The 19,395-nt window shown below is 70.1% G+C and carries 17 protein-coding genes; 8 read left to right on the forward strand and 9 right to left on the reverse strand.

Annotated features, from left to right (window positions below):
- Positions 1 to 155: 155 nt before the first annotated feature.
- Genes NR798_RS38905 through ttcA form a run of 3 tightly spaced genes read right to left on the reverse strand, consistent with a single transcriptional unit; the run spans position 156 to position 2,679 of the window.
- A complete protein-coding gene (locus NR798_RS38905; protein WP_375767628.1) occupies positions 156 to 977 on the reverse strand; it encodes a phosphate/phosphite/phosphonate ABC transporter substrate-binding protein in 822 nt (273 codons plus the stop codon).
- A 15-nt stretch (positions 978 to 992) separates the two neighbouring features.
- Positions 993 to 1,820: a TerB family tellurite resistance protein gene (locus tag NR798_RS38910; RefSeq protein ID WP_375767629.1), complete on the reverse strand. Its 828-nt coding sequence runs from the start codon at positions 1,818 to 1,820 to the stop codon at positions 993 to 995.
- A complete protein-coding gene (ttcA, locus tag NR798_RS38915) occupies positions 1,813 to 2,679 on the reverse strand; it encodes a tRNA 2-thiocytidine(32) synthetase TtcA (protein ID WP_375767630.1) in 867 nt (288 codons plus the stop codon). The genes NR798_RS38910 and ttcA overlap by 8 nt, the downstream gene beginning before the upstream one ends.
- Before the next feature lie 66 nt (positions 2,680 to 2,745).
- Between ttcA and NR798_RS38920 the strand changes: the two genes are divergently transcribed.
- Complete coding sequence (locus NR798_RS38920) at positions 2,746 to 3,912, forward strand: ribonuclease D (RefSeq protein ID WP_375767631.1); 1,167 nt, start codon at positions 2,746 to 2,748, stop codon at positions 3,910 to 3,912.
- A gap of 160 nt (positions 3,913 to 4,072) precedes the next feature.
- Here the strand turns inward: NR798_RS38920 and NR798_RS38925 are convergent, their stop codons facing one another.
- Entirely contained in the window at positions 4,073 to 4,432 is a 360-nt protein-coding gene (locus NR798_RS38925; protein WP_375767632.1) for a hypothetical protein, read from the reverse strand.
- A 12-nt stretch (positions 4,433 to 4,444) separates the two neighbouring features.
- On the opposite strand from NR798_RS38925, the gene NR798_RS38930 reads away from it, so the two are divergent.
- The 4 genes from NR798_RS38930 (at position 4,445) to NR798_RS38945 (ending at position 10,139) form a co-directional block, all read left to right on the forward strand.
- Positions 4,445 to 7,153, forward strand: a complete 2,709-nt coding sequence (locus tag NR798_RS38930) for a M1 family aminopeptidase (RefSeq protein ID WP_375767633.1) — start codon at positions 4,445 to 4,447, stop codon at positions 7,151 to 7,153.
- 307 nt (positions 7,154 to 7,460) lie between these two features.
- Positions 7,461 to 7,811 (forward strand): hypothetical protein, encoded by a 351-nt coding sequence (locus tag NR798_RS38935; protein WP_375767634.1) that lies wholly within the window; start codon positions 7,461 to 7,463, stop codon positions 7,809 to 7,811.
- Between the two features lie 102 nt (positions 7,812 to 7,913).
- Positions 7,914 to 8,459: a GNAT family N-acetyltransferase gene (locus NR798_RS38940; protein WP_375767635.1), complete on the forward strand. Its 546-nt coding sequence runs from the start codon at positions 7,914 to 7,916 to the stop codon at positions 8,457 to 8,459.
- Positions 8,460 to 8,507: 48 nt separating this feature from the next.
- On the forward strand, positions 8,508 to 10,139 hold the full coding sequence (locus NR798_RS38945; protein WP_375767636.1) for a DUF2339 domain-containing protein: 1,632 nt from the start codon (positions 8,508 to 8,510) through the stop codon (positions 10,137 to 10,139).
- A gap of 6 nt (positions 10,140 to 10,145) precedes the next feature.
- On the opposite strand, the gene NR798_RS38950 is transcribed toward NR798_RS38945, so the two are convergent.
- The gene (locus NR798_RS38950; RefSeq protein WP_375767637.1) at positions 10,146 to 11,915 is read right to left on the reverse strand and encodes a DHA2 family efflux MFS transporter permease subunit; all 1,770 of its coding nucleotides are present in this window, start codon (positions 11,913 to 11,915) and stop codon (positions 10,146 to 10,148) included.
- Between the two features lie 386 nt (positions 11,916 to 12,301).
- A complete protein-coding gene (locus NR798_RS38955) occupies positions 12,302 to 13,051 on the reverse strand; it encodes a hypothetical protein (RefSeq protein ID WP_375767638.1) in 750 nt (249 codons plus the stop codon).
- Between the two features lie 69 nt (positions 13,052 to 13,120).
- On the opposite strand from NR798_RS38955, the gene NR798_RS38960 reads away from it, so the two are divergent.
- Positions 13,121 to 13,597: an NUDIX hydrolase gene (locus tag NR798_RS38960; protein ID WP_375767639.1), complete on the forward strand. Its 477-nt coding sequence runs from the start codon at positions 13,121 to 13,123 to the stop codon at positions 13,595 to 13,597.
- 19 nt (positions 13,598 to 13,616) lie between these two features.
- Here NR798_RS38960 and NR798_RS38965 read toward each other — a convergent pair whose 3' ends face one another.
- Together NR798_RS38965 and NR798_RS38970 are read right to left on the reverse strand one after the other, a co-directional pair.
- A complete protein-coding gene (locus NR798_RS38965; RefSeq protein WP_375767640.1) occupies positions 13,617 to 14,585 on the reverse strand; it encodes an NAD-dependent epimerase/dehydratase family protein in 969 nt (322 codons plus the stop codon).
- A gap of 72 nt (positions 14,586 to 14,657) precedes the next feature.
- Positions 14,658 to 16,157 (reverse strand): carboxypeptidase M32, encoded by a 1,500-nt coding sequence (locus tag NR798_RS38970; protein ID WP_375767641.1) that lies wholly within the window; start codon positions 16,155 to 16,157, stop codon positions 14,658 to 14,660.
- Between the two features lie 67 nt (positions 16,158 to 16,224).
- On the opposite strand from NR798_RS38970, the gene NR798_RS38975 reads away from it, so the two are divergent.
- The gene (locus NR798_RS38975; protein ID WP_375767642.1) at positions 16,225 to 16,770 is read left to right on the forward strand and encodes a hypothetical protein; all 546 of its coding nucleotides are present in this window, start codon (positions 16,225 to 16,227) and stop codon (positions 16,768 to 16,770) included.
- A 62-nt stretch (positions 16,771 to 16,832) separates the two neighbouring features.
- Positions 16,833 to 17,528 carry a hypothetical protein gene (locus tag NR798_RS38980; protein ID WP_375767643.1) on the forward strand — a complete coding sequence of 232 codons (696 nt, stop codon included), beginning with the start codon at positions 16,833 to 16,835 and terminating at the stop codon, positions 17,526 to 17,528.
- 75 nt (positions 17,529 to 17,603) lie between these two features.
- Here the strand turns inward: NR798_RS38980 and NR798_RS38985 are convergent, their stop codons facing one another.
- Positions 17,604 to 19,223, reverse strand: coding sequence for a peptide chain release factor 3 (locus tag NR798_RS38985; RefSeq protein WP_375767644.1), 1,620 nt, complete (start codon positions 19,221 to 19,223; stop codon positions 17,604 to 17,606).
- Positions 19,224 to 19,395 lie beyond the last annotated feature (172 nt).

Here is a 19,395-nt window from a genome sequence, read left to right on the forward strand (position 1 = left end):
TGGTTCTCCCGGTGCCGTCACTGGCCGCGGAGCATGGCACGGATGACGCGGTGCACAAGCGCCACGGACACGGGTTCAACCTGGGATGCGTGGCACCCTCACCCCGTCCCTCTCCCGGAGGGCGAGGGGATATTGGGCACGGTGGGGGTTGGGGCTCAGAGGCTCGCGAGGGCCACGCGGTAGAGCGCCCGGTAGCCCATGCGCGGCGCGGGCTCGAAGCGCTCCGCCGAGAAGAGCTCCTCCAGCAGCCGCTTGCCGTCCTCACTCTCGTGCAGCCCCAGCAGGGCCCGCTCCAGCAGGCCCACCACTTCCGGTGCCACGCCCATGCCCACCGGTACCCCGTCGTTGGGGGCCTCCTCGGTGTAGGCGATGAGCTCGAACGCCCCGCCCTTGCCCGGCAGCACCACCTCCACGCCGTCCGCGTACGTCAGCCCCGTGGACTCCGGCGGACAGAAGATGCTCGCCACGTCCGCCGCTCCGCCCTGCACCGCCTCCAGGGCCGCCTTGTACGAGCCCGCGAACTGCTGCGCGGCGAACGTCTTCACCGGCTCGCGGCCCTTGGCCTTCAGGTACGCCACCGGCAACAGGTAGCCGCCCACCGAGTCCCGGTCCACCCACGCCACGCGCGTGCCCTGCAGCGACTCCAGCGTCAGCCCGGAGCCCGCCCGCGCCACCAGCGCCGAGCGGTACGACGAGCGCCCGCGCCGCACCCCGCGCGCCAGCACCCGCACCCCCATGGCCTCCACCCGCGCGCACACGAAGGGCGGCGCCCAGACGGCATCCGCCCGGCCCGCCAGCAGGTCCTTCGCCAGCGCCTCGTAGCTCGCCGCCACGCTCACCTCCACCTTGCGGCCCAGGGCCCGCTCGATGAACGTGCTCAGCTGCTCGGCCCGGTCGCGCGCCAGCGCGTTGCCCAGCGAGGGCGGCAGACCGAACCGGAAGGAGAAGCGTGCCGGGTTGGGAGGAGGGACGGACATGGTCGGGAGCCCGTCCTACGCCTCGCGGTCCAGCCGCGCCACTTCGTCATCCGCCAGCCCGAACGTCGCCTGGAGCATGTGGAGGATGCGCTGCTCGGCCAGGCTCGGCTCCTGGCCTCCCGCGTGGGCGATCTTCGTCGCCAGCCGGTAGGCCTTCAGCCGCTGGGTGTGCGTCGTCAGCCCGTGCGCCATCACCTGCAGGCGTGCCGGCAGGCCCTCGGCGGCCAGCGCCGCCACCGACTCGCTCACGAAGGCCTGCGCCCGCTCGGGGCTCACGTCGTGGAAGAGCGGATCCGACGCGAAGCTCTCCACCAGCGCCCGCGCCTCGGCCTCCTTCAGGTGCCCGTCCGCCGCGCTCACCAGCACCATCACCTCGGCGAAGAGGCGCTCGAGCGGCTCACCCAGCGCCTCCGCCAGGCTGCCTCCGCCCTCGATGACGTCGATGATCTGCGCCACCTCGTCCTCGGAGATGCCCAGCGCGGCCTGGAACGTCTTGAGCAGGCCCAGCTCTGAGCGCGTGGCCCGGTGGTCCGCGAACGCCACCGACGCCGCCAGCCCGAAGGCCAGCATCCGGTTCTTGTGGTTCGGCAGCCGCGCCCGCAGCGAGGCCAGGATCTCCTCCAGGTCGTGCGCCTTGGAGAGCCGCTGCGCGCTCGCCTCCACCAGCGAGTTGAGCTCCTCGGGCCGGGTGCCCTCGAACTCGGGGCGCTCGATGACGCGCCGCAACAACGTCTGCAACTCCCGCTGCGACACCCGGCCATCGGCCATGGCCGCCAGCAGCATGACCTCCACCAGCGCCGCCTTCCGCTCCTTGCGCGCCTTCACCGCCAGTTCCTTAGGCATCCGCCAACCCTCCCAGGATTCGTGCTGCCGTCGTCGTCTGTGCCTGCGCCTGCGCTTCTTCTGCTGGAGTACCCTCGGACGCGAGCGCGGAGAAGTCGAAAACGCTCTTGTCCAACAGGTGGCTCGGCCGCACGTTGCTCATGGCGGAGAGCACGCTCTGGCGCACGTTGGGAATCTCCTTGCCCAGCTCCTCCATCAGCTTCTGCATGCGCTTGCGCTGGAGGTTCTCCTGCGTGCCGCACAAGTCACAGGGGATGATGGGGAACTGCCTCGCCTCGGCGTAGGCGGCGATGTCCTTCTCCGGCGCGTAGCACAGCGGGCGGATGACGGTGTTGCGCCCATCGTCGCTCTTGAGGATGGGCGGCATGGCCTTGAGCGAGCCGGCGAAGAAGAGGTTGAGCAACAGGGTGTGGATGAGGTCATCCCGGTGGTGGCCGAGGGCGATCTTGTTGCAGCCCAGCTCCACCGCGGCCGTGTAGAGGATGCCGCGGCGCATGCGGGAGCAGACGGCGCACTGCGTCTTCCCCGGGGGCGTCTTCTCCAGGACGATGGAGTAGGTGTCCTCCTTGAGCATCTTGTAGGCGAAGCCCTCGGACTTGAACCAGCCCTCCAGCTTGCCGGCCGGGAAGCCAGGGTGGCCCTGGTCGAGGTTCACCGCCAGCAGGTCGAACTTCACCGGCGCACGGCGCTGAAGCTCCCTCAGGAGGTACAGCATGGTGTACGAGTCCTTGCCACCGGACACCCCCACCATGATGCGATCTCCCTCGGAGATGAGGGAGTAGTCGGAAATGGCACGGCCCATGTGGCCGAGCAGGCTCTTCTCGAGGCGAAGGACGTCGGGGTTCATCGGGGTTGTCATCCTAGCGGCGGCTGGGGAAAAAACACGCTACACGTACATACCTGGTCCGCTAGCCTGCTCTCCGCCATGTCGACCTTCCCACAAGGTGCGCAGGACATCATCGATTCACCGGGAGCCCAGGCGGCCGCCCGGAAGCTCGAAGCGGCCCGGGAGCTGGCCGTGGACGTGGAGGCGGATGCAATGCACGCCTTCCGCGCCCGCCTGTGCTTCCTCCAGGTAGCCACGGACGAGGAGGTGCTGCTCTTCGACACGCTCCAGCCCGGGGTGGAGCCCTCGCTGCTGGCGCCGGTGATGGGGGACGCGGAGCGGACCAAGTTCTTCCATGCGGCCGGGGGAGACCTACCCTACCTGGCCGAGGCGGGCGTGCGGGTGCGGGGGCTGTTCGACACGCACCGGGCGGCGACGCTGCTGGGCTGGCCCAAGGTGGGGCTGGCGGACCTGGCGCGCGAGCGGCTGGGCGTGGAGCTGCCGAAGGAGCACCAGCAGTCGGACTTCTCGCTGCGGCCGCTGCCGCCGGGGATGCGGGACTACATCGCCAACGACGTGCGCTACCTGGTGGAGCTGGGCCGCCTGGTGAGGGAGGAGACGCGGAAGGCGGACATCCTCGAGGAGGTGCTGCTCGACTGCCAGCGCATGTGCGACGAGGCAGCGGCGAGGCCGGACGTGGGGGCGGACTTCAAGCCGCGCCTGCCGAAGGCAGGGCTGACGCCGGGGCAGATGGTGCTGGCCAATGCGATTGCGCAGGCGCTGCACCGCAAGCGGCTGGAGTGGGCCGAGGCGGAGAACGTGCCCATGGGGAGGATGCTCTCCAACATGGCCATCTCGGACATCGCGGTGAAGCCGCCGGGCAACCCGCGAGAGCTGGCGAAGGCGGCGGGAGTGCGAGGCGCCTTCGTGAGGGCACACGGGGAGGAGATCATCGCCCTGGTGCGCGAGCTGCTGGAGAAGTCGCGGCGGGGCGAGCTGAAGCCGGAGCAGGAGCAGAAGGGGCCGAAGGACGTGAACCGGCGCAAGCGCGAGGAGGCGCTGAAGGCATGGCGCTCGGAGAAGGCGTCGGCGCGGAAGGTGACGCCATCGGTGGTGCTGCCCAACCCCGTGTTCGACGTGCTCGTGTCACGGCCTCCGGCGGGTCTGGATGAGCTGAGGACGGTGCCGTACATCGGAGACAAGCGCGTGGAGCTGTACGGAGAGGAACTGCTGGCGCTGCTCGCCCAGCACCCCGTGCAGGGCTGAGCGCCTCGTTCCACCCAGACCCGCGGCCCAGTGGATCCCCGCCCCATCCTCCCCTCTCCCTCCGGGAGAGGGACGGGGTGAGGGTATCCGAGCCCGTGATCCCCACTGCGCACAGGTCATGAGGCCTCGCGCATGACCCATGGGCCCCATGCTCTGTCCGTCAGGGGTCGAAGCGCAGCGCGAAGAAGTTCCCCTTGTTCCCGCCGTGAGGGCCGTCATCGAACACGAACGCGCCCGAGCTCACACCGAAGACGATGGGCGCTCCACTCCGGTCGACTCCGAGGCCGAGCACGTCGAGGTAGGGAGACGTCACGCTGGCGTCCGCGGCGTAGGTCTTCGACGTGAAGACCACTTGTCCAGCCGCGTCGCGCTTCGTGTAGCGGAATGACGGAGCGCCCTCCTTCGCGACGCCGACGAAGGACTGCCCCCAAGCGTCGGCCGCGACGCCGAAGACGCTCTCGCCCGCGAAGCGTTCGACCGTGCAATAGAACCGGCCCCCACACGTTCTTCCGCCACCCAACCAAGAGACTCCATGCACCTCCGCCTCCGCCACACCCCGTGGGCGCTGCTCGCGCTCAGCCTCGCCTGCGCCACGCCGCAGCAGACCACCGCCCCCACCGCCCCAGCACCGGCCCCCGCGCCCGAGACCCCGCGCCCGCCCACCTTCCGCCTGGGCACCCAGGTGAAGCCCACGGGCTACACGGTGGCGCTCACGGTGGATCCGGAGAAGGAGGCCTTCGAGGGCGTGGTGGAGATCGCCCTCACGCTCTCCGAGTCCACGCGTCAGGTATGGCTGCACGGCAAGGGCCTGACGGTGAAGGAGGCCACGCTCACCTCGGGAGGCCAGGCGCAGCCGGCGCGCGCGGTGACGGAGGGCGACACCTTCATCGGCTTCCTGCTGGATCGCCCGGTGGGCCCGGGCCCGGCGACGCTGCGCGTGGCGTACCAGGGGCTCGCGCCGGAGAAGGAGACGGTGGGCCTCTTCCGCCAGAAGGATGGGGAGAACTGGTACGCGCTGACGCAGTTCCAGCCGGATGACGCGCGGCGGGCGGTGCCGTGCTTCGACGAGCCGGGCTTCAAGGTGCCGTGGCAGCTCACGCTGCGGGTGCCGGGCAGCCAGCGGGCCTTCGCCAACGCGCCGGTGGAGTCCGAGCAGACGGGCCCGGACGGGTGGAAGACGGTGCGCTTCCGCACCACGCCGCCGCTGCCCAGCGAGGTGGTGGCCTTCGCGGTGGGCCCCTTCGAAACGGTGGACGCGGCACCCGCCGGACAGAAGGGCACGCCGGTGCGCATCGTGGTGCCCAAGGGCCGCACGGCCGAGGCCACCTATGCCGCCCAGGCCACGCCGCCGCTGCTCGGCCTGCTGGAGGACTACTTCGGCATCCCCTACCCCTACGAGAAGCTGGACGTGCTGGCCATCCCGCGGCCCGTCCTCTTCGGGGCCATGGAGAACCCGGGCCTCGTCACCTTCCAGATGCCGCTGCTGCTGGCCCGGCCCGAGCACGACACGCTCTCGCGCCAGCGCAGCTTCGCGCTCATCCAGGCGCACGAGCTGGCCCACCAGTGGTTCGGCAACCTCGTCACCCTGGCCTGGTGGGATGACACCTGGCTCAACGAGTCCTTCGCGGACTGGCTAGCGCTCAAGGTGACGGGCCAGTGGCAGCCCTCGTGGCGCATGGACGCCGAGCGCGTGCGCGACAGGGCCCACGCGATGACGGTGGACCGGCTCGTCACCACGCGCCGCATCCACCAGCCCGTCGAGAGCGAGGGCGACATCCTCACCGCCTTCGACGGCGCCATCACCTACGACAAGGGCAACGCGGTGCTCGCCATGTTCGAGTCCTGGATGGGCCCGGAGCGCTTCCGCGACGGCGTCCGCTCGCACATGCGCAAGCACGCCCACGGCAACGCCACCGCGGCCGACTTCTTCCAGGCCCTCTCCGAGGCCTCGGGCACCGACCTGACGGCCGCCCTCTCCACCTTCCTCGACCAGCCCGGCGTGCCACTCGTCACCGTGGGCCTGCAGTGCGCGGCGGGCGCGCCCCCGAAGCTGACCCTGTCGCAGCGCCGCTTCCTGCCCGTGGGCTCCCAGGGCGCGGGCACCGCGGAGCAGACGTGGCAGGTGCCCGTGTGCGTGCGCTACGGCACCGGCAAGCAGTCCGCGCGGGCCTGCACCCTCCTCACCCAGAAGACGGGCGAGCTCGTGCTCACGGGCGCCACGAGCTGCCCCGAGTGGCTCGTCCCCAACGCGGACGCGCGCGGCTACTACCAGGCGAAGCTGGAGGGGGACCTGCTCCGCAAGCTGACGCGTGGGGGCGCCAGGCAGCTCTCCCCGACCGAGCGCATGGGCCTGCTCGGCGATGCGGAGGCGCTGATGGCCAGCAACGAGCTGCCGGTGGACGAGGCCCTCGGCGTGGTGACGAGCCTGCTGCCCACGGATGACCGCGACCTGCTCACCGGCGCGCTGGGCATGGTGGGCTCGCTCCGGCACGAGTTCATCCCCGAGGCGCTCCGGCCGAAGTACGCGGCCTTCGTGCGCCACACCTTCGGTGACAAGGCGCGCGCGCTCGGCCTGCAGCCCCGTCCGGGCGAGGACGAGGACACGCGCCTGCTGCGGCCCTCGGTGGTGCGCGTCGTGGCCCTGCTGGGCGAGGAGCCCTCGTTGATGGCCGGCTCGCGCGAGCTGGCGCGCAAGTGGCTGGAGAATCGGAGTGCCCTCTCGCCGGAGATGGTGGGGGTGGTGCTGCAGCTCGCCGCGGTGAAGGGAGATGCCGCGCTCCACCAGCGCCTGCTGGCCGAGGCCCGGAAGACGCAGGACCCGGCCGAGCGCGGCAAGCTGTTCGCCGCACTGGGCGCCTTCCGCGACCCGGCGCTCGCCCGCGCCACCACCGCGCTGATGCTCTCCGAGGACTTCTCCACGCTCGAGGTCATCACGGGCCTGGCCAACAGCATGCTGCTCGAGGAGAGCACGCGCGAGCTCTTCTACACCTACGTGAAGGAGCACTTCGACGCGCTCATGGCCCGGATGCCGCACGAGGTGGGCGGCCACATGCCAGCGCTCGGTGGCTTCTTCTGCGACGCCACGCACCGCCAGGACGTGGAGGCCTTCTTCAAGGAGCGCGCGGCCCGCTATCCCGGCGGCTCCACCATCCTCGAGCGGTCGCTGGAGAGCGTGGACCTGTGCATCGCCCAGCGCGAGTCCCTCCAGCCCGGCCTGGTGCGCTTCCTCTCGCGCCAGTAGGCCGTCTCCATTGCCGGACCCACACGGAGCGTAATCTTCCATCCGTTCCCACCCTGCATGGGAACGTTCCCTGCAAAGTCCCCACCTGCAGCTGGGCCGATGACATGCGCGCCCAGGTGGATTGCCGGAGTTGCGCGAAGAACAGGGCGGGAACCCCGGTGGGCGCCTGTGCGTCCTACTCGATGGCAGTAGGGGTGAGGGTCAGTGTCATGGAGCCGATTTAACATGTGACTCGAAGGGCGACGGTTCCGGTTGCGGCTGGGGGGAACGTGCGTAGTTTTGAAGCCGCTGTGGAGGTGGCGTGGGCATGTCTGGAGTCCGACTGGGTGGCGCGACGGCCGACATCCATCACTGCATCGCCGCGAGCCTGAGCTGTCAGGCTTCGTGCGAGGCGGCGATGGAGCAACTGGCCGCCAAGGGGATGCGCGCTGACAGCGAGCCGATGCGCCTGCTGCGCCAATGCGCGGAGTTGTGCGAGCTGAACGCCCGTGCCTTGCAAAAGGACAGCCGCCTGTCGCGGCGCACCGCGACGCTGTGCTTCGAGCTGAGCAACCAGGTGGCCCGTGCCGCGTGGCTGGACGGAAACCTGGCCACCAACGTGCTGGCACGGGATGCGCTGCAGCTGGCCCGGGCCTGCCGGCCACTGCTCTTCACCTGACGGCGCAAGTCCCCGTTCCTCCGGGACCGCCCCGTGTGCAAGTCCCCTCTCCCCCTGGGAGAGGGCTAGGGTGAGGGTCTTCTCTCAAGGAGGACTCCCGCCGTGCAGACACCGTTCTTCCTGGGCCCCCGCCTGTACTTCCGCCCGCTCGAGCGCGAGGACGCGCCGAGGCTGGCGGCCTTCGTCAACCACCCCGACGTGCGCCGCAACCTGCTGGTCCACCGGCCGATGAACACGGCGCAGGAGGTGGCCTTCGTGGACACCCTCACCGCCAGTCAGCGGGATGTGATGTTCGCCATCGTGCTGCGGGACGGGGACCGGATGATCGGCACCAGCGGGCTGCACGACATGGACTTCCGGAGCAGGCGAGCGACCTTCGGAATGCTGATCGGCGAGCCGTCCGAGTGGGGCAAGGGCTACGGCACGGAGGCCACGCGGATGGTGCTGGACTACGGCTTCGGCACGCTGAACCTGAACCGGGTGCAGCTGGAGGTGCTGGAGCACAACGTGGCGGGCATCCGCGCCTACGAGAAGGCGGGCTTCCGCCGCGAGGGCGTGATGCGGCAGCACCACTACGTGGACGGCGCGTACGTGGACACGGTGGTCATGGGCATTCTGCGCTCGGAGTGGAAGCCGGGTCAGGCATAAGGTGCGCCCAGCGCGGTGGCCAACCGCGCGAAGGCTCACGAGGGGCGCATGGCGGAGGGAGACACGCAAGACCTGCGGGACGTGGTGCGGCGGCTGGAGGAGACGGTCTCCCGGCTGGAGGCACGCATCGAGCGCTTGGAGACGCCGGCCGCCAGCGCCCCGGTGGCCCGCGAGCCCGAACCCGCGCCCGCGCCGGAGAAGCGAGACCTGGAGGAGCACCTCGGCACGTACTGGCTGAGCCGGGTGGGCATCGTGGCGCTCATCATCGGCTTCGCCTTCCTCATCATCTACCACTTCGGCGAGCTGGGCGTGCTGGTGCGGGTGGGAGCGGGCTACCTGCTGAGCGCGGGGCTCGCGGCGCTGGGCCTGTGGCTGTCGCGGCGGCACGAGCTCTTCGGGCGCATCGTCTTCGGTGGAGGCCTGGCGCTCGCCTACTTCGTCACGTACGCGCTGCACTTCGTCCCGGCGGTGCGCGTCATCGAGAGCGAGCCGCTCGCGCTGGTGCTGCTCGCGCTGAACGTGGTGGGCATCGTCGTCATCGCCCACCGGATGCAGTCGGAGACGGTGGCGGGCATCGCGCTCTTCCTCGGGCTGCGCACGGGGATGCTCAGCGACATCACCTCCTTCACGCTCATGTCCACCACCATGCTGGCGTGCGGGGCGCTCTTCTTCCTGGTGAAGAACCGCTGGGTCTTCGTGCCGCTGTCGAGCCTGGTGGCCGTCTACGCGACGCACGTCGTCTGGGCGATGCGCACGGACGCCATCGCCCCGGGCCAGCCCGACAGCGAGCGGCTGGCGCTGAGCCTGTCCTTCCTCGCGCTCTACTACCTGCTCTTCTCGGTGGCGCTGCTGGTGCACCCCCGCGAGCTGCCGCGCAGGGCGGCGCTCTCCTTCGCGCTGCTCAACTGGGTGGGAATGCTCGCCCTGGGCGCGGTGGAGGTGGGGCGCTGGGGCGAGCCGCACCTCTTCGCCTTCTTCGTCACCCTCGCGCTGGCGCAGGGCGCGGGCGCCGCGGTGGCCCGGTGGAGGGGCGCGTCCGAGGGGGTCATCCAGGCCTTCCTCGCCACGAGCATCCTCACGCTCGCGCTGGGCCTGCCCACGGAATACGAGGACACCGCGCTGGTGCGGGCCTGGGCGGCGGTGGGGCTCGTGGCCGGAGTCGCCGGGCGCGTCCTGGGCGCGGGCGCCCTGCAGGTGGTGGGCGTGAGCGTCCTCTACGTGGCGCTCGGGGCCACGTGGCAGGTGCCGCCCTCGGGGCGCGAGTTCCTGTACGCCGCCCTGCTGGTGGGCTTCACACTCGTCGAGCGCGCCGCGGTGGCCCGGACGGACCGGCTGCCTCCGCCGCCCGAGGGACGCCGCCTCGGCACGCTCCAACTCTTCTGCGCGGCGGGCGCGGGGCTCGCGCTGCTGTGGCTCGTGGGCGAGCTGATGCCCAAGGATCTCACCACGCTGGGCTGGGGCGTGGCGGCCTTCGGGCTGTTCGCCCTGGGCTTCGCCGTGCACGAGCGCTGGTACCGGCTGGTGGGCCTCGCGGTGCTGGCCTTCACCCTGGGGCGCCTGCTCCTCGTGGACCTGTCCGGACTGCCTCCCGACCAGCGCATCCTCACCTTCATCCTGATGGGGGTGATGCTGCTGGCCGTGTCGTACGTCTACACGCGGCTGCGCGCGAAACGAAGCTGAGCGGGCCTACTCCAGCACCGGCGGCTGGGGCGCGTTCGTCTTGCGCAGCGGCAGCTCCGGGAGCGCCAGCGTGACGAGCAGCGCCAGCAGCGCGATGAGCATGGTGATGCGGTAGATGTCGCGGATGGCCTCGGAGAAGGCTTCCTTGAAGGCCAGGGCCACCTTGTCCACGGTGGCTTCGGCCGCCTGCTGCGCCTGCTCCAGGCCCGCCAGCCGGCCCGTCGCCGCCGGATCTCCCGCCTGGGCCCCGGGAGCGAGCGCCTCGCGCTGCTTCTCGAAGCCCTCGGCGATGCGCGCCTTGATGGCCGCCGCGTCGAACGAGCGCGCCGTCGCCCCACCCTCCTCGCTCACCTGCCCGCCCGCGCCCTGCCTCGGCATGAACTGCTGGCGCAGCTCCACGGGCACGTTCCGGGTGGCCTCCGTCATGTGCGTGGCCATGGACGAGGAGAGCGCCACGCCGAACACCGTGCCCATCAGCGCCACGCCAATGGTGGAGCCCATCTGCCGGAAGAAGGTGGCACTGGAGGTGGCGACTCCCACCTGGTGCGGCGCCACCGCGTTCTGGATGGCCAGCGTGAACAGCGGGATGGAGGGGCCCAGCCCCAGGCCCACGAAGATCATCTTCAGCGTGAGCTCGCCCTGGGTGGAGGCCGGCCGGAGGGTGAAGGCCATCACCCCGAAGGCCATCGCCGCCACCGCCTGCGAGGCGAGGATGAGCACCTTGTAGCGGCCCAGCCGGGACACGAGCTGGCCGGAGAGGATGTTGCCGGTGACGATGCCCAGGGTGAGCGGCATCATCGTGAAGCCCGAGCTGGTAGCCGACAGCCCCACCACGTTCACCATGAAGAGGGGCAGGAAGACGATGGCCCCCAGGAACACCGCGCCGCTGATGAAGGTGGCCGCGTTGCCCACCGCGAACGTCTTGTTGCGGAAGAGCTTCAGGTCGAGCAGCGGCTCCTCCACGGTGCGCTCGACCAGGATGAAGGTGACGAGCCCCACCACCGAGAGCGCGAACATGCCCAGGATCTGCGGCGAGCCCCATGCGTAACCCGTCTCGCCCGGAGCCACGACGCGGCGGCCCAGCGACAGGGCGAGCAGCAGCGGCACGGCGAACACCGACAGCGAGAGCGCGCCCAGGATGTCCACGGAGGCCTTGCGTCCCGGGTGCCGCAGCGGCGGCATGCGGGTGAGGATGAAAGTGAGCGCCACCGCTCCCACGGGCAGGTTGACGAAGAACACCCAATGCCAGCTCAGGTGGTCCGTGAGGAAGCCGCCCACCAGCGGCCCCACCACGCTGGAGAGCCCGAAGACGGCGCCGAAGATGCCCTGGTACTTGCCGCGCTCGGAGGGAGGGAAGATGTCCGCGACGATGGCGAACGCGCTGGTGAAGAGCGACGCCGAGCCGACGCCCTGCAACGCGCGGGCGAGGATGAGCTGGAGCGTCGTCTGCGACAGGCCGCACAGCGCCGAGCCCAGCAGGAAGATGACGATGCCAACGACGAGGATGCGCCGCCGGCCGAACGCGTCCGACAGCTTGCCGTACACCGGCACCAGCACCGTGGAGGCCACCAGGTACGAGGTGGTGATCCACGCGTACAGCGAGGCGGGGATGTGCAGATCCTTCTGGATGGCGGGGCCCGCGGTGGACACGATGGTCTGATCGAGCGCCGCCAGCAGCATGCCCAGCAGCACGCCCAGCAAGGTGAGGAGCTTCTGCGGTCGCGTCAGCTCGAAGGGCTGGTGGCTCTGCGCGATGGCTTCCGGGGAAACGGCCATGTCCGGCGGCTCCAGTTCAAGGGTCTTCCGACAGCTCGAAGGCGATTTCGCTCAGTGCGTCGGGCCGCGCCCCGCCGGAACAGCTTCGACATCGAGCCGCGCATCCAGACGAGCACGGCGTCTCCATCTCGCAATTATCTCTAAGCAGAAGCATCTCCCCGGACAACGCAGGGCAGGCGAGCGGCCTGGGGGTGGGACGCCGGGCAGGCCAATCCGCGGCCATTTCCCCTCTCCCTCCGGGAGAGGGACGGGGTGAGGGTTTCTCGGGTCCCGGGTTGGATCGCGGGGTGCCCTTCGTCACACGGGTTGAAGAACGGGTCCGGGCACCCTCACCCTGACCCTCTCCCGGGGGGAGAGGGGACATTAGGAGAGGGGGCATGAGGACCTCAGTACATCCGCTCCGGCTTGGGCGGAGGCTCGACACGCACCGGTTCAGCGGGCAGCGGCGTCTCGGAGCCATCGGCCAGCAGCGCGGTGACGCCCAGGAAGACTGGCTCCTTCTTCCAGTCGAAGGAGTCCGAGAAGCACGCGATGTCCCCGAGCTGCACGAGCCCCCGGCCGGTCTTGACCCCATCACGGCTGTCGGCCCTGCCGGGGATGAGGAGACTCCGCGTGCGGCCCGCGAGGTAGTCCTCCCGGCTGGAGGCGAAGGTCACCCGGTAGAGCGGCGCCACGAGGGAGACAAACAGGTCCCGCGTGTGCTCGTACGGGCACCCATCGACATAGCTGAAGTCCTGCTCGAGGATCCGCACCGGGACGTCCGGCGCCTCGGGCTTCCATCGCTCCGACACCACGATGCCGGTGGTCCGCCCCGGCTCCTCGGGCGAGGAGAGGACCACCACGCCCGGAAGCATCGGACGGAACTCGAGCCGGTAGACGTCGAAGTTCAGCGACTCGGACATCGTCCGCCAAGTGATGGGTATGAGACGCCCCTGGGAGTCCTTCGCCTCATAGACCGGACGGCGGCGGCCCTTGATGACGAAGAGATAGACACGCGCTCGCATGGGATGCACGTCGCTCGTGAGGAGCGCACCGGCGCTGGGAAAGCCGCAGCTGCCCTGGGCCTCCGTGGGGAGCATCAGCAGTGCCAGGGCCACGAGCGGTAGCGCGATCAGCCGGACCATCAGGGAGCGCATGTCGAGCCAGAGTCTACCTTCCTTCGACTCAAGGAGAGTGCTCGGCTAGCGTCCCGGCCAGGAGGCACCGTGAGCTCGCTGATCGATCCCCTCATGCGCATGGCCTACCGGGGCGCCTACACCCTGGCGCTCGGGTACTGGTTCGTGCGCCGCCCCGAGACGCAGGGCACCCTCGTCGGCGTGTGGCAGGGCCGCAAGGTGCTGCTGCTGCAGAACTCCTACAAGCGGGTCTTCAGCCTGCCCGGCGGAGGTCAGAACCGGGGCGAGTCCCCGCGGGAGACCGGCGCCCGCGAACTGCGCGAGGAGGTGGGGTTGAGCGTCGCCCCGAGCGAGCTGCGCGAGGTCTTCGAGGCCCGCGGCACCGCCGAGTACAAGCGCGACCGGTGCTCCTTCGTCGAGCTCGACGTCCAGACGCCGCCCACCCTCGCCCTCGACAACCGCGAGGTGGTGTGGGCCGCGTTCATCGACGTGGACACGGCGCTCCAGCTCCCCCTCGCGGAGATGGTGCGCGCCTACCTCGAGGACGCCGCACGCCGGCGCGCATAGCAGCCCGCGCCCGGAGCGCTCAGCCGCGCATCTCGGCGAGCCCGGCCTCACGCGTCATGTGCCCCACGTAGCCCAGCTCCGACCGCGCCTTGGCGTCGTTCACCGTCACCTCCTCGCCGATGAGCCGCAGCACCGAGCGGTGCAGGGGCGGCTCGCCTCCGAGCGGCAACACGCGCCAGGCCGTCTCCGCCACCGTGGCGAGCACCCGCGCCACCCCGCGCGGCAACTCGCCCTCCGGAGCCTTCACTCCGGCGGTGTCCAGCATCCGGGAGATGAAGGCGCGGAACTCCACCGGCGGGCCGTCGGTGAGGAAGTACGCCTCGCCACCGCGCCCCTTCTTCATGGCGAGCAGGATGCCCTCCACCACGTTCGCCACATGGCACGTGGACGTCTGGTAGCGCCCGCCATCAATCCAGCGGAACTGGCCCTTGCGCACCTTCTCGATGATCTCCGGCAGGACGGCGAGGTCCCCCTTGCCCCAGATGAAGCGCGGGCGCACCACCACCGTGCGCAGCCCGTCCTGGCCATTGGCGGCCCGCACGCGCTCCTCGGCGAGTCCCTTCGTCAGCGGGTAGACGCCGAGCGGCTTCTCCGGGCGCGTCCAGCTCTCGTCCGCCTGCACGATGGGACGGCCGCCCACGAACATGGCCTCGGAGCCCACGTGCACCAGCACCTTCACCTTCGCCGCGCGCGCCGCGTCGAGCACGCGCTGTGTGCCCTCCACGTTCACCCGGAAGAACTCCTCCGGCGCGCCCCACGTCTTCACCATCGCCGCGCAGTGCACGGCGGCGTCACAGCCCTCCATGCCCCGGCGCAGCGCCTCGGCGTCGTCCAGGTCTCCGCGCACCGGCTCGGCCCCCGCCGCCCCCACCGTCCCCGCAGCCTTGTCCGAGCGCGCCAACGCCCGCACCTCGTCGCCCCTCGCCTTCAGCGCCGCGATGAGCCGCTGGCCCACGAAACCGGAACCCCCCGTGACGAATACGCGCATCCACTGCCCCCTGTTGATGAATGACCGTGGGTCAGATGAATACCGACCCAGGGTCATTTGTCAACGGAGGCCTCAGAGCGAGAGGCCGTAGAGGGCGCCGAACTTCGACTTGAGGTAGGCGAGGAAGTCCACGTCGGTGAGGCCCTGGCCCGTCACCTTGCGCACCAGCTCCTCGGCGGGCTGGCGGTGGCCCTCGGAGTGGACGTGGGTGCGCAGCCAGTCGCGCAGGGGCTTCAGCTCACCGCGGGCGAAGCCCTCCTCCAGTTGCGGCACGGCGCGCTGCGCGGCGCGGTAGAGGGACGCGGCGTAGAGGTTGCCCAGCGCGTACGTGGGGAAGTAGCCGAACTCGCCCCAGGCCCAGTGGATGTCCTGCAGCACGCCCTGCGTGTCGTCCGGCGGGGTGACGCCCAGGAAGCGCCGCATGCGCTCGTTCCACGCCGCGGGCAGCTCGTCCAAGGGCAGCGCGTCGCGGATGAGCAGCAGCTCCAGCTCGTAGCGCAGGACGATGTGCAGGTTGTACGTCACCTCGTCCGCCTCCACGCGGATGAACGAGGGCGTGACGCGGTTGATGGCCGAGTGGAACGTGTCCAGCTCCACCCCCGCGAGCGCCTGCGGGAAGGCCTCGCGCAGCGCCGGGAAGTAGTGCGTCCAGAAGGGCCGGCCGCGCCCCACCAGGTTCTCCCACATGCGCGACTGCGACTCGTGCAGGCCCATGGAGGGCGCGTTCGCCAGCGGCGTGCGGTGGTGGGCCGCGGAGAAGCCCTGCTCGTACAGGCCGTGCCCGCCCTCGTGCAGCGTGCTGAAGAGGGCCGTGAGCGAGCCCTCCTCCAGGTCCGTGGTGAGCCGCACGTCCGTGGGGTGCTGCCCGCTGGAGAAGGGGTGGATGCTCTTGTCCTGCCGCCCCGCCTCCAGGTCGAAGCCCATGTCCCCCAGCAGCCGCAGCGTGAAGCGCCACTGCGTCTCGGTGTCGAAGCGCCGGCCCTCGAAGAAGTCCCCCACCTTGCGCGGCGCCGCCTGGAGCGCCGCCACCAGCGGAATGAGGTTGTCCCTCAGCGCGCCCAGCACCGGGGTGAGGCGCTTCACCCGCATGCCGGGCTCGTAGCCCTCGAGCAGCCCGTCATAGCGCTCCCCGTCATGGCCGTAGGCATCCGCCTGCTCGCGGCGGAGGATGAGCAGCCGCTCCAGCGCGGGCTTGAAGACGGCGAAGCGGTTCTGCTTGCGGGCCTCGCGCCACGCCACCAGGCCCCGGCTCTGCGCCTCGGCGAGCGCCTGCACCAGCGCCTTGGGCACCTTCACCGCCCGGTTGCGCTCCTCGGTGAGCACCCGCGCCATGGCCCGCTGGTCGTCCGTGAGGCCCTTGTTGCCCGCCGCCCAATCGAGCAGCTCGCCCAGCCGGGGGTCGACCAGGCGCTCGTGGTGGATGCCCTGCAGGGTGGAGAGCTGGAAGGCCCGCGACTCGGCCGCCTTGGGGGGCAGGTAGGTCTCCTGGTCCCACGTCGCCAGGCCGATGAGTCCACCGAGGTCCCGAAGCTCCTGCATCCGGGCGAGCAGCGCGTCGAAGGTCTTTTCCATGGCGGATTCTTTAGTCCGAATCGCCCCGGACTTCCGCAACGCGCGGCATTCGGTTAATTGCCCCACCATGGCCACCCAGCTTCAGTTCTTCATGTCCCCCGACGACGAGGTCGCCTTCTTCCGCTTCCTCGAGCGCTTCGAGCTGGAGGTGTACCCCCGGCGCGTCCCCCCCGACTGGGAGACCTTCCGGGCCAGCCAGGCGAATTTCCCCCGGCTGCCCGAGGAGGACATCTACCTGGTGGCCGTCGCCATCGGGCCGGCCATCGTGGACAAGATGAAGCGCGGCCCGGACAAGGGCTTCTGGCGCATCGACGAGGTGCGCTCGCCCGTCATCTTCATGGAGCGCTGCCGGATGAACGAGGAGGGCGAGCTGCTCAGCGGCCAGCTCTGGGCCGAGCTGGAGGTGACGCCCCAGACGGGCCGCGTGGACGCCACCTCGGACAAGTTCCGGCGCCTGTTCCGCGAGATCGAGGAGTACCTGAAGAAGACCTTCCGCAAGGGGGACCCCAAGGCCTTCCTCGTCGGCCCCAAGGCCGCGCGCCTCTACAAGGAGACCCGCCTGGTGCTGCGCGACTCGGCCCACCGCGGCGGCACGGTGGTGCCCTACAAGTGAATTAGAATCCGTCTCCCCCACCGGCACCTGGGTGCCGGTTGGCGCTACCCGGAGACGCGACCTTGCGACGATTCCTTTCCCTCCTCCTTCCCCTCTCGCTCGGCCTCGTCCTCACGGCCACCTCCTGCGACCCGGACGCGCCCGGTGACGGCTCCGGCAATGACGCGGGCACCGAAGTCCCCGACGCGGGCGGTGATGCGGGGAGTGACGCCGATGCGGGCTCCGACGCGGGGACCCCGGACGGCGGGGACGACGCGGGCACCGAGGAGCCCGGAGACCCCTGCACCGCCTCCGATCCCCAGCCTTCCAGCTGCACCTATGGCTCGTACTGCGGCTCCAGCTCGACCTGCCAGACCGTGCGCGCCCCGACCTGCGGGAACTTCAGCAAGTTCCCCGTCTCGTGGGACCCGGCTACCTCCACCGGCCCGGTCACCTACGCCGCCGAGCTGCTCTCCTTGGCGGCCGATACCGCGAACTGCCCCTCCACGCTCCCCACGCGCTTCCGGATCCGCATCCGGGCCTATTCGCCCTCCGGCGCGCTCCCCACCACCGTTTCCGAGCTCTCGACGGTGTTCAGCTACGTCAATCCGAATGGCTCGTACCTCTCGGACTCCGGCCAGTTCAGCGACATCGTGACCAGCGGCGATCTGAAGAACACCGAGTTCGTGGTGAGCAACTGTGTCGCCGATCAGCCCACCGTCAACCTCGGCTTCTACTTCGAGGGCGGTAACGGGCTCTGCCAGCCCGTCAGCAAGTAGCTCCCACGGGTTCAACCCGGGTGACGGGCACCCTCACCCCGTCCCTCTCCCGAAGGGAGAGGGGTGGTTAGCGCATCAGCTACCCGTGTTCGCCAGGTTGCGCAGCATCGGCGCCGCCGAGAGGAACTTCAGCTCCGGGTGCTTCTCCTCGGCGTGCTGCAACGCCCAGTCGTCCCGGAAGAGCACCAGCGGCAGCCCGTCCCGGTCCTGCACCGTCTGCCGGTTGCCTTCCCAGTCGAACTTCTTCGGATCGAAGTCCGGCCCCACCACCCACCGCGCGTGGCTGAAGGGCAGCCGGTCCAGCATGATCCGCGCCCCGTACTCGTGCTCCACCCGGTACTGCAGCACCTCGAACTGCAGCGCTCCCACCACGCCCACGATGGGATCCTTCATCCCCATCCCGAGCTGCTGGAAGATCTGCACCGTGCCCTCCTCGGACAGCTGCTCCAGCCCCTTCTCCATCTGCTTGCGCCGCAACGGGTCCTTCGAGCGGACGATCGCGAAGTACTCCGGGCTGAACCGCGGCACGCTGTCGAACAGCAGATCCTCGCCCTCGCACAGCGTGTCGCCGATGCGGAACATGCCCGGATCGAACAGGCCAATCACATCCCCAGGCCACGCGTCCTCGATGGCCGTGCGCTCGGCCGCCAGGAACTGGCTCGGCTTGGCCAGGCGCACTTCCTTGCCCAGCCGCGAGTGGAACGCGCTCATCCCCTTCGTGTACCGGCCCGACACCACCCGCATGAACGCGATGCGGTCCCGGTGCGAGGGGTCCATGTTCGCTTGAATCTTGAACACGAAGCCCGCGAACTTCGGGTGCGTGGGCTCGCGCGGCCCGTCCTTCGTCAGCCGCGACGTGGGCGCCGGCGCCAGCTCCAGGAAGTGATCCAGGAACGGCCGCACGCCGAAGTTCGTCATCGCGCTGCCGAAGAACATCGGCGTCAGCTGGCCCTGCTCCACCTTCTCGCGGGTGAACTCATCGCCGCCGATGTCCAGCAGCTCGATCTCCTCCTTGAGCGTGGCCAGCTCGCGCTCGCTGAGCACCGCGTGGATGTCCGGCGAGTCGATGGACACCGAGCGCTCGGCCACCTCGGACTCGCCGTGACGGCCCTCCGCCGCGAAGACGTGCACCACCTTGGACTGCCGGTCATACACGCCGCGGAACTCCGGCCCCATGCCAATGGGCCAGTTCATCGGGTAGGCGCGGATGCCGAGCACCTGCTCCAGCTCGTCCATCAGCTCCAGCGGCGCACGGCCCCAGCGGTCGAGCTTGTTGACGAAGGTGAAGATGGGGATGCCCCGCATGCGGCACACCTTGAAGAGCTTCTTCGTCTGCGGCTCGACGCCCTTGGCCGCGTCGATGAGCATCACCGCCGAGTCCGCCGCCGCCAGCGTGCGGTAGGTGTCCTCGGAGAAGTCCTGGTGGCCCGGGGTGTCCAGCAGGTTCACCGCGTGGCCCCGGTAGGGGAACTGGAGCACCGAGGACGTCACGGAGATGCCGCGCTCCTTCTCCAGCTCCATCCAGTCGCTCGTCGCGTGGCGGCTCGCACGGCGGGCCTTCACGCTGCCAGCCAGGTGGATGGCGCCGCCGTAGAGCAGCAGCTTCTCGGTCAGCGTCGTCTTACCGGCGTCGGGGTGGGAGATGATCGCGAAGGTGCGCCGACGGGCGACTTCCTGGTCTAGCTCGGATGCCATATCGGGATGGGAACTATCACGGGGCGTGTGTTTTTTCGCGAGGTTCCACATGAGGGACCCGTTCCGCCGGAAAGCTTCCGGGCCAACAGGCCCCCGCTTGGACCCCGGGTATGTCCCCTCCCTCGCTCGGAGAGCGCTAGGGTGGGGGGTTCCTCCACCCCTTCACCCCAGG

It is taken from the genome of Archangium gephyra (genome assembly GCF_042230915.1).
Classification (GTDB): Bacteria; Myxococcota; Myxococcia; order Myxococcales; family Myxococcaceae; genus Archangium; species Archangium gephyra_B.

Coding starts and splice junctions, on each gene's coding strand:
- NR798_RS38965 (WP_375767640.1), bottom strand. CDS start 14,585: ATGCGCGTATTCGTCACGGGGGGTTCCGGTTTCGTGGGCCAGCGGCTC.
- NR798_RS38930 (WP_375767633.1), top strand. CDS start 4,445: ATGCACCTCCGCCTCCGCCACACCCCGTGGGCGCTGCTCGCGCTCAGC.
- NR798_RS38985 (WP_375767644.1), bottom strand. CDS start 19,223: ATGGCATCCGAGCTAGACCAGGAAGTCGCCCGTCGGCGCACCTTCGCG.
- NR798_RS38955 (WP_375767638.1), bottom strand. CDS start 13,051: ATGCGCTCCCTGATGGTCCGGCTGATCGCGCTACCGCTCGTGGCCCTG.
- NR798_RS38920 (WP_375767631.1), top strand. CDS start 2,746: ATGTCGACCTTCCCACAAGGTGCGCAGGACATCATCGATTCACCGGGA.
- NR798_RS38905 (WP_375767628.1), bottom strand. CDS start 977: ATGTCCGTCCCTCCTCCCAACCCGGCACGCTTCTCCTTCCGGTTCGGT.
- NR798_RS38910 (WP_375767629.1), bottom strand. CDS start 1,820: ATGCCTAAGGAACTGGCGGTGAAGGCGCGCAAGGAGCGGAAGGCGGCG.
- ttcA (WP_375767630.1), bottom strand. CDS start 2,679: ATGACAACCCCGATGAACCCCGACGTCCTTCGCCTCGAGAAGAGCCTG.
- NR798_RS38970 (WP_375767641.1), bottom strand. CDS start 16,157: ATGGAAAAGACCTTCGACGCGCTGCTCGCCCGGATGCAGGAGCTTCGG.
- NR798_RS38935 (WP_375767634.1), top strand. CDS start 7,461: ATGTCTGGAGTCCGACTGGGTGGCGCGACGGCCGACATCCATCACTGC.
- NR798_RS38975 (WP_375767642.1), top strand. CDS start 16,225: ATGGCCACCCAGCTTCAGTTCTTCATGTCCCCCGACGACGAGGTCGCC.
- NR798_RS38950 (WP_375767637.1), bottom strand. CDS start 11,915: ATGGCCGTTTCCCCGGAAGCCATCGCGCAGAGCCACCAGCCCTTCGAG.
- NR798_RS38945 (WP_375767636.1), top strand. CDS start 8,508: ATGGCGGAGGGAGACACGCAAGACCTGCGGGACGTGGTGCGGCGGCTG.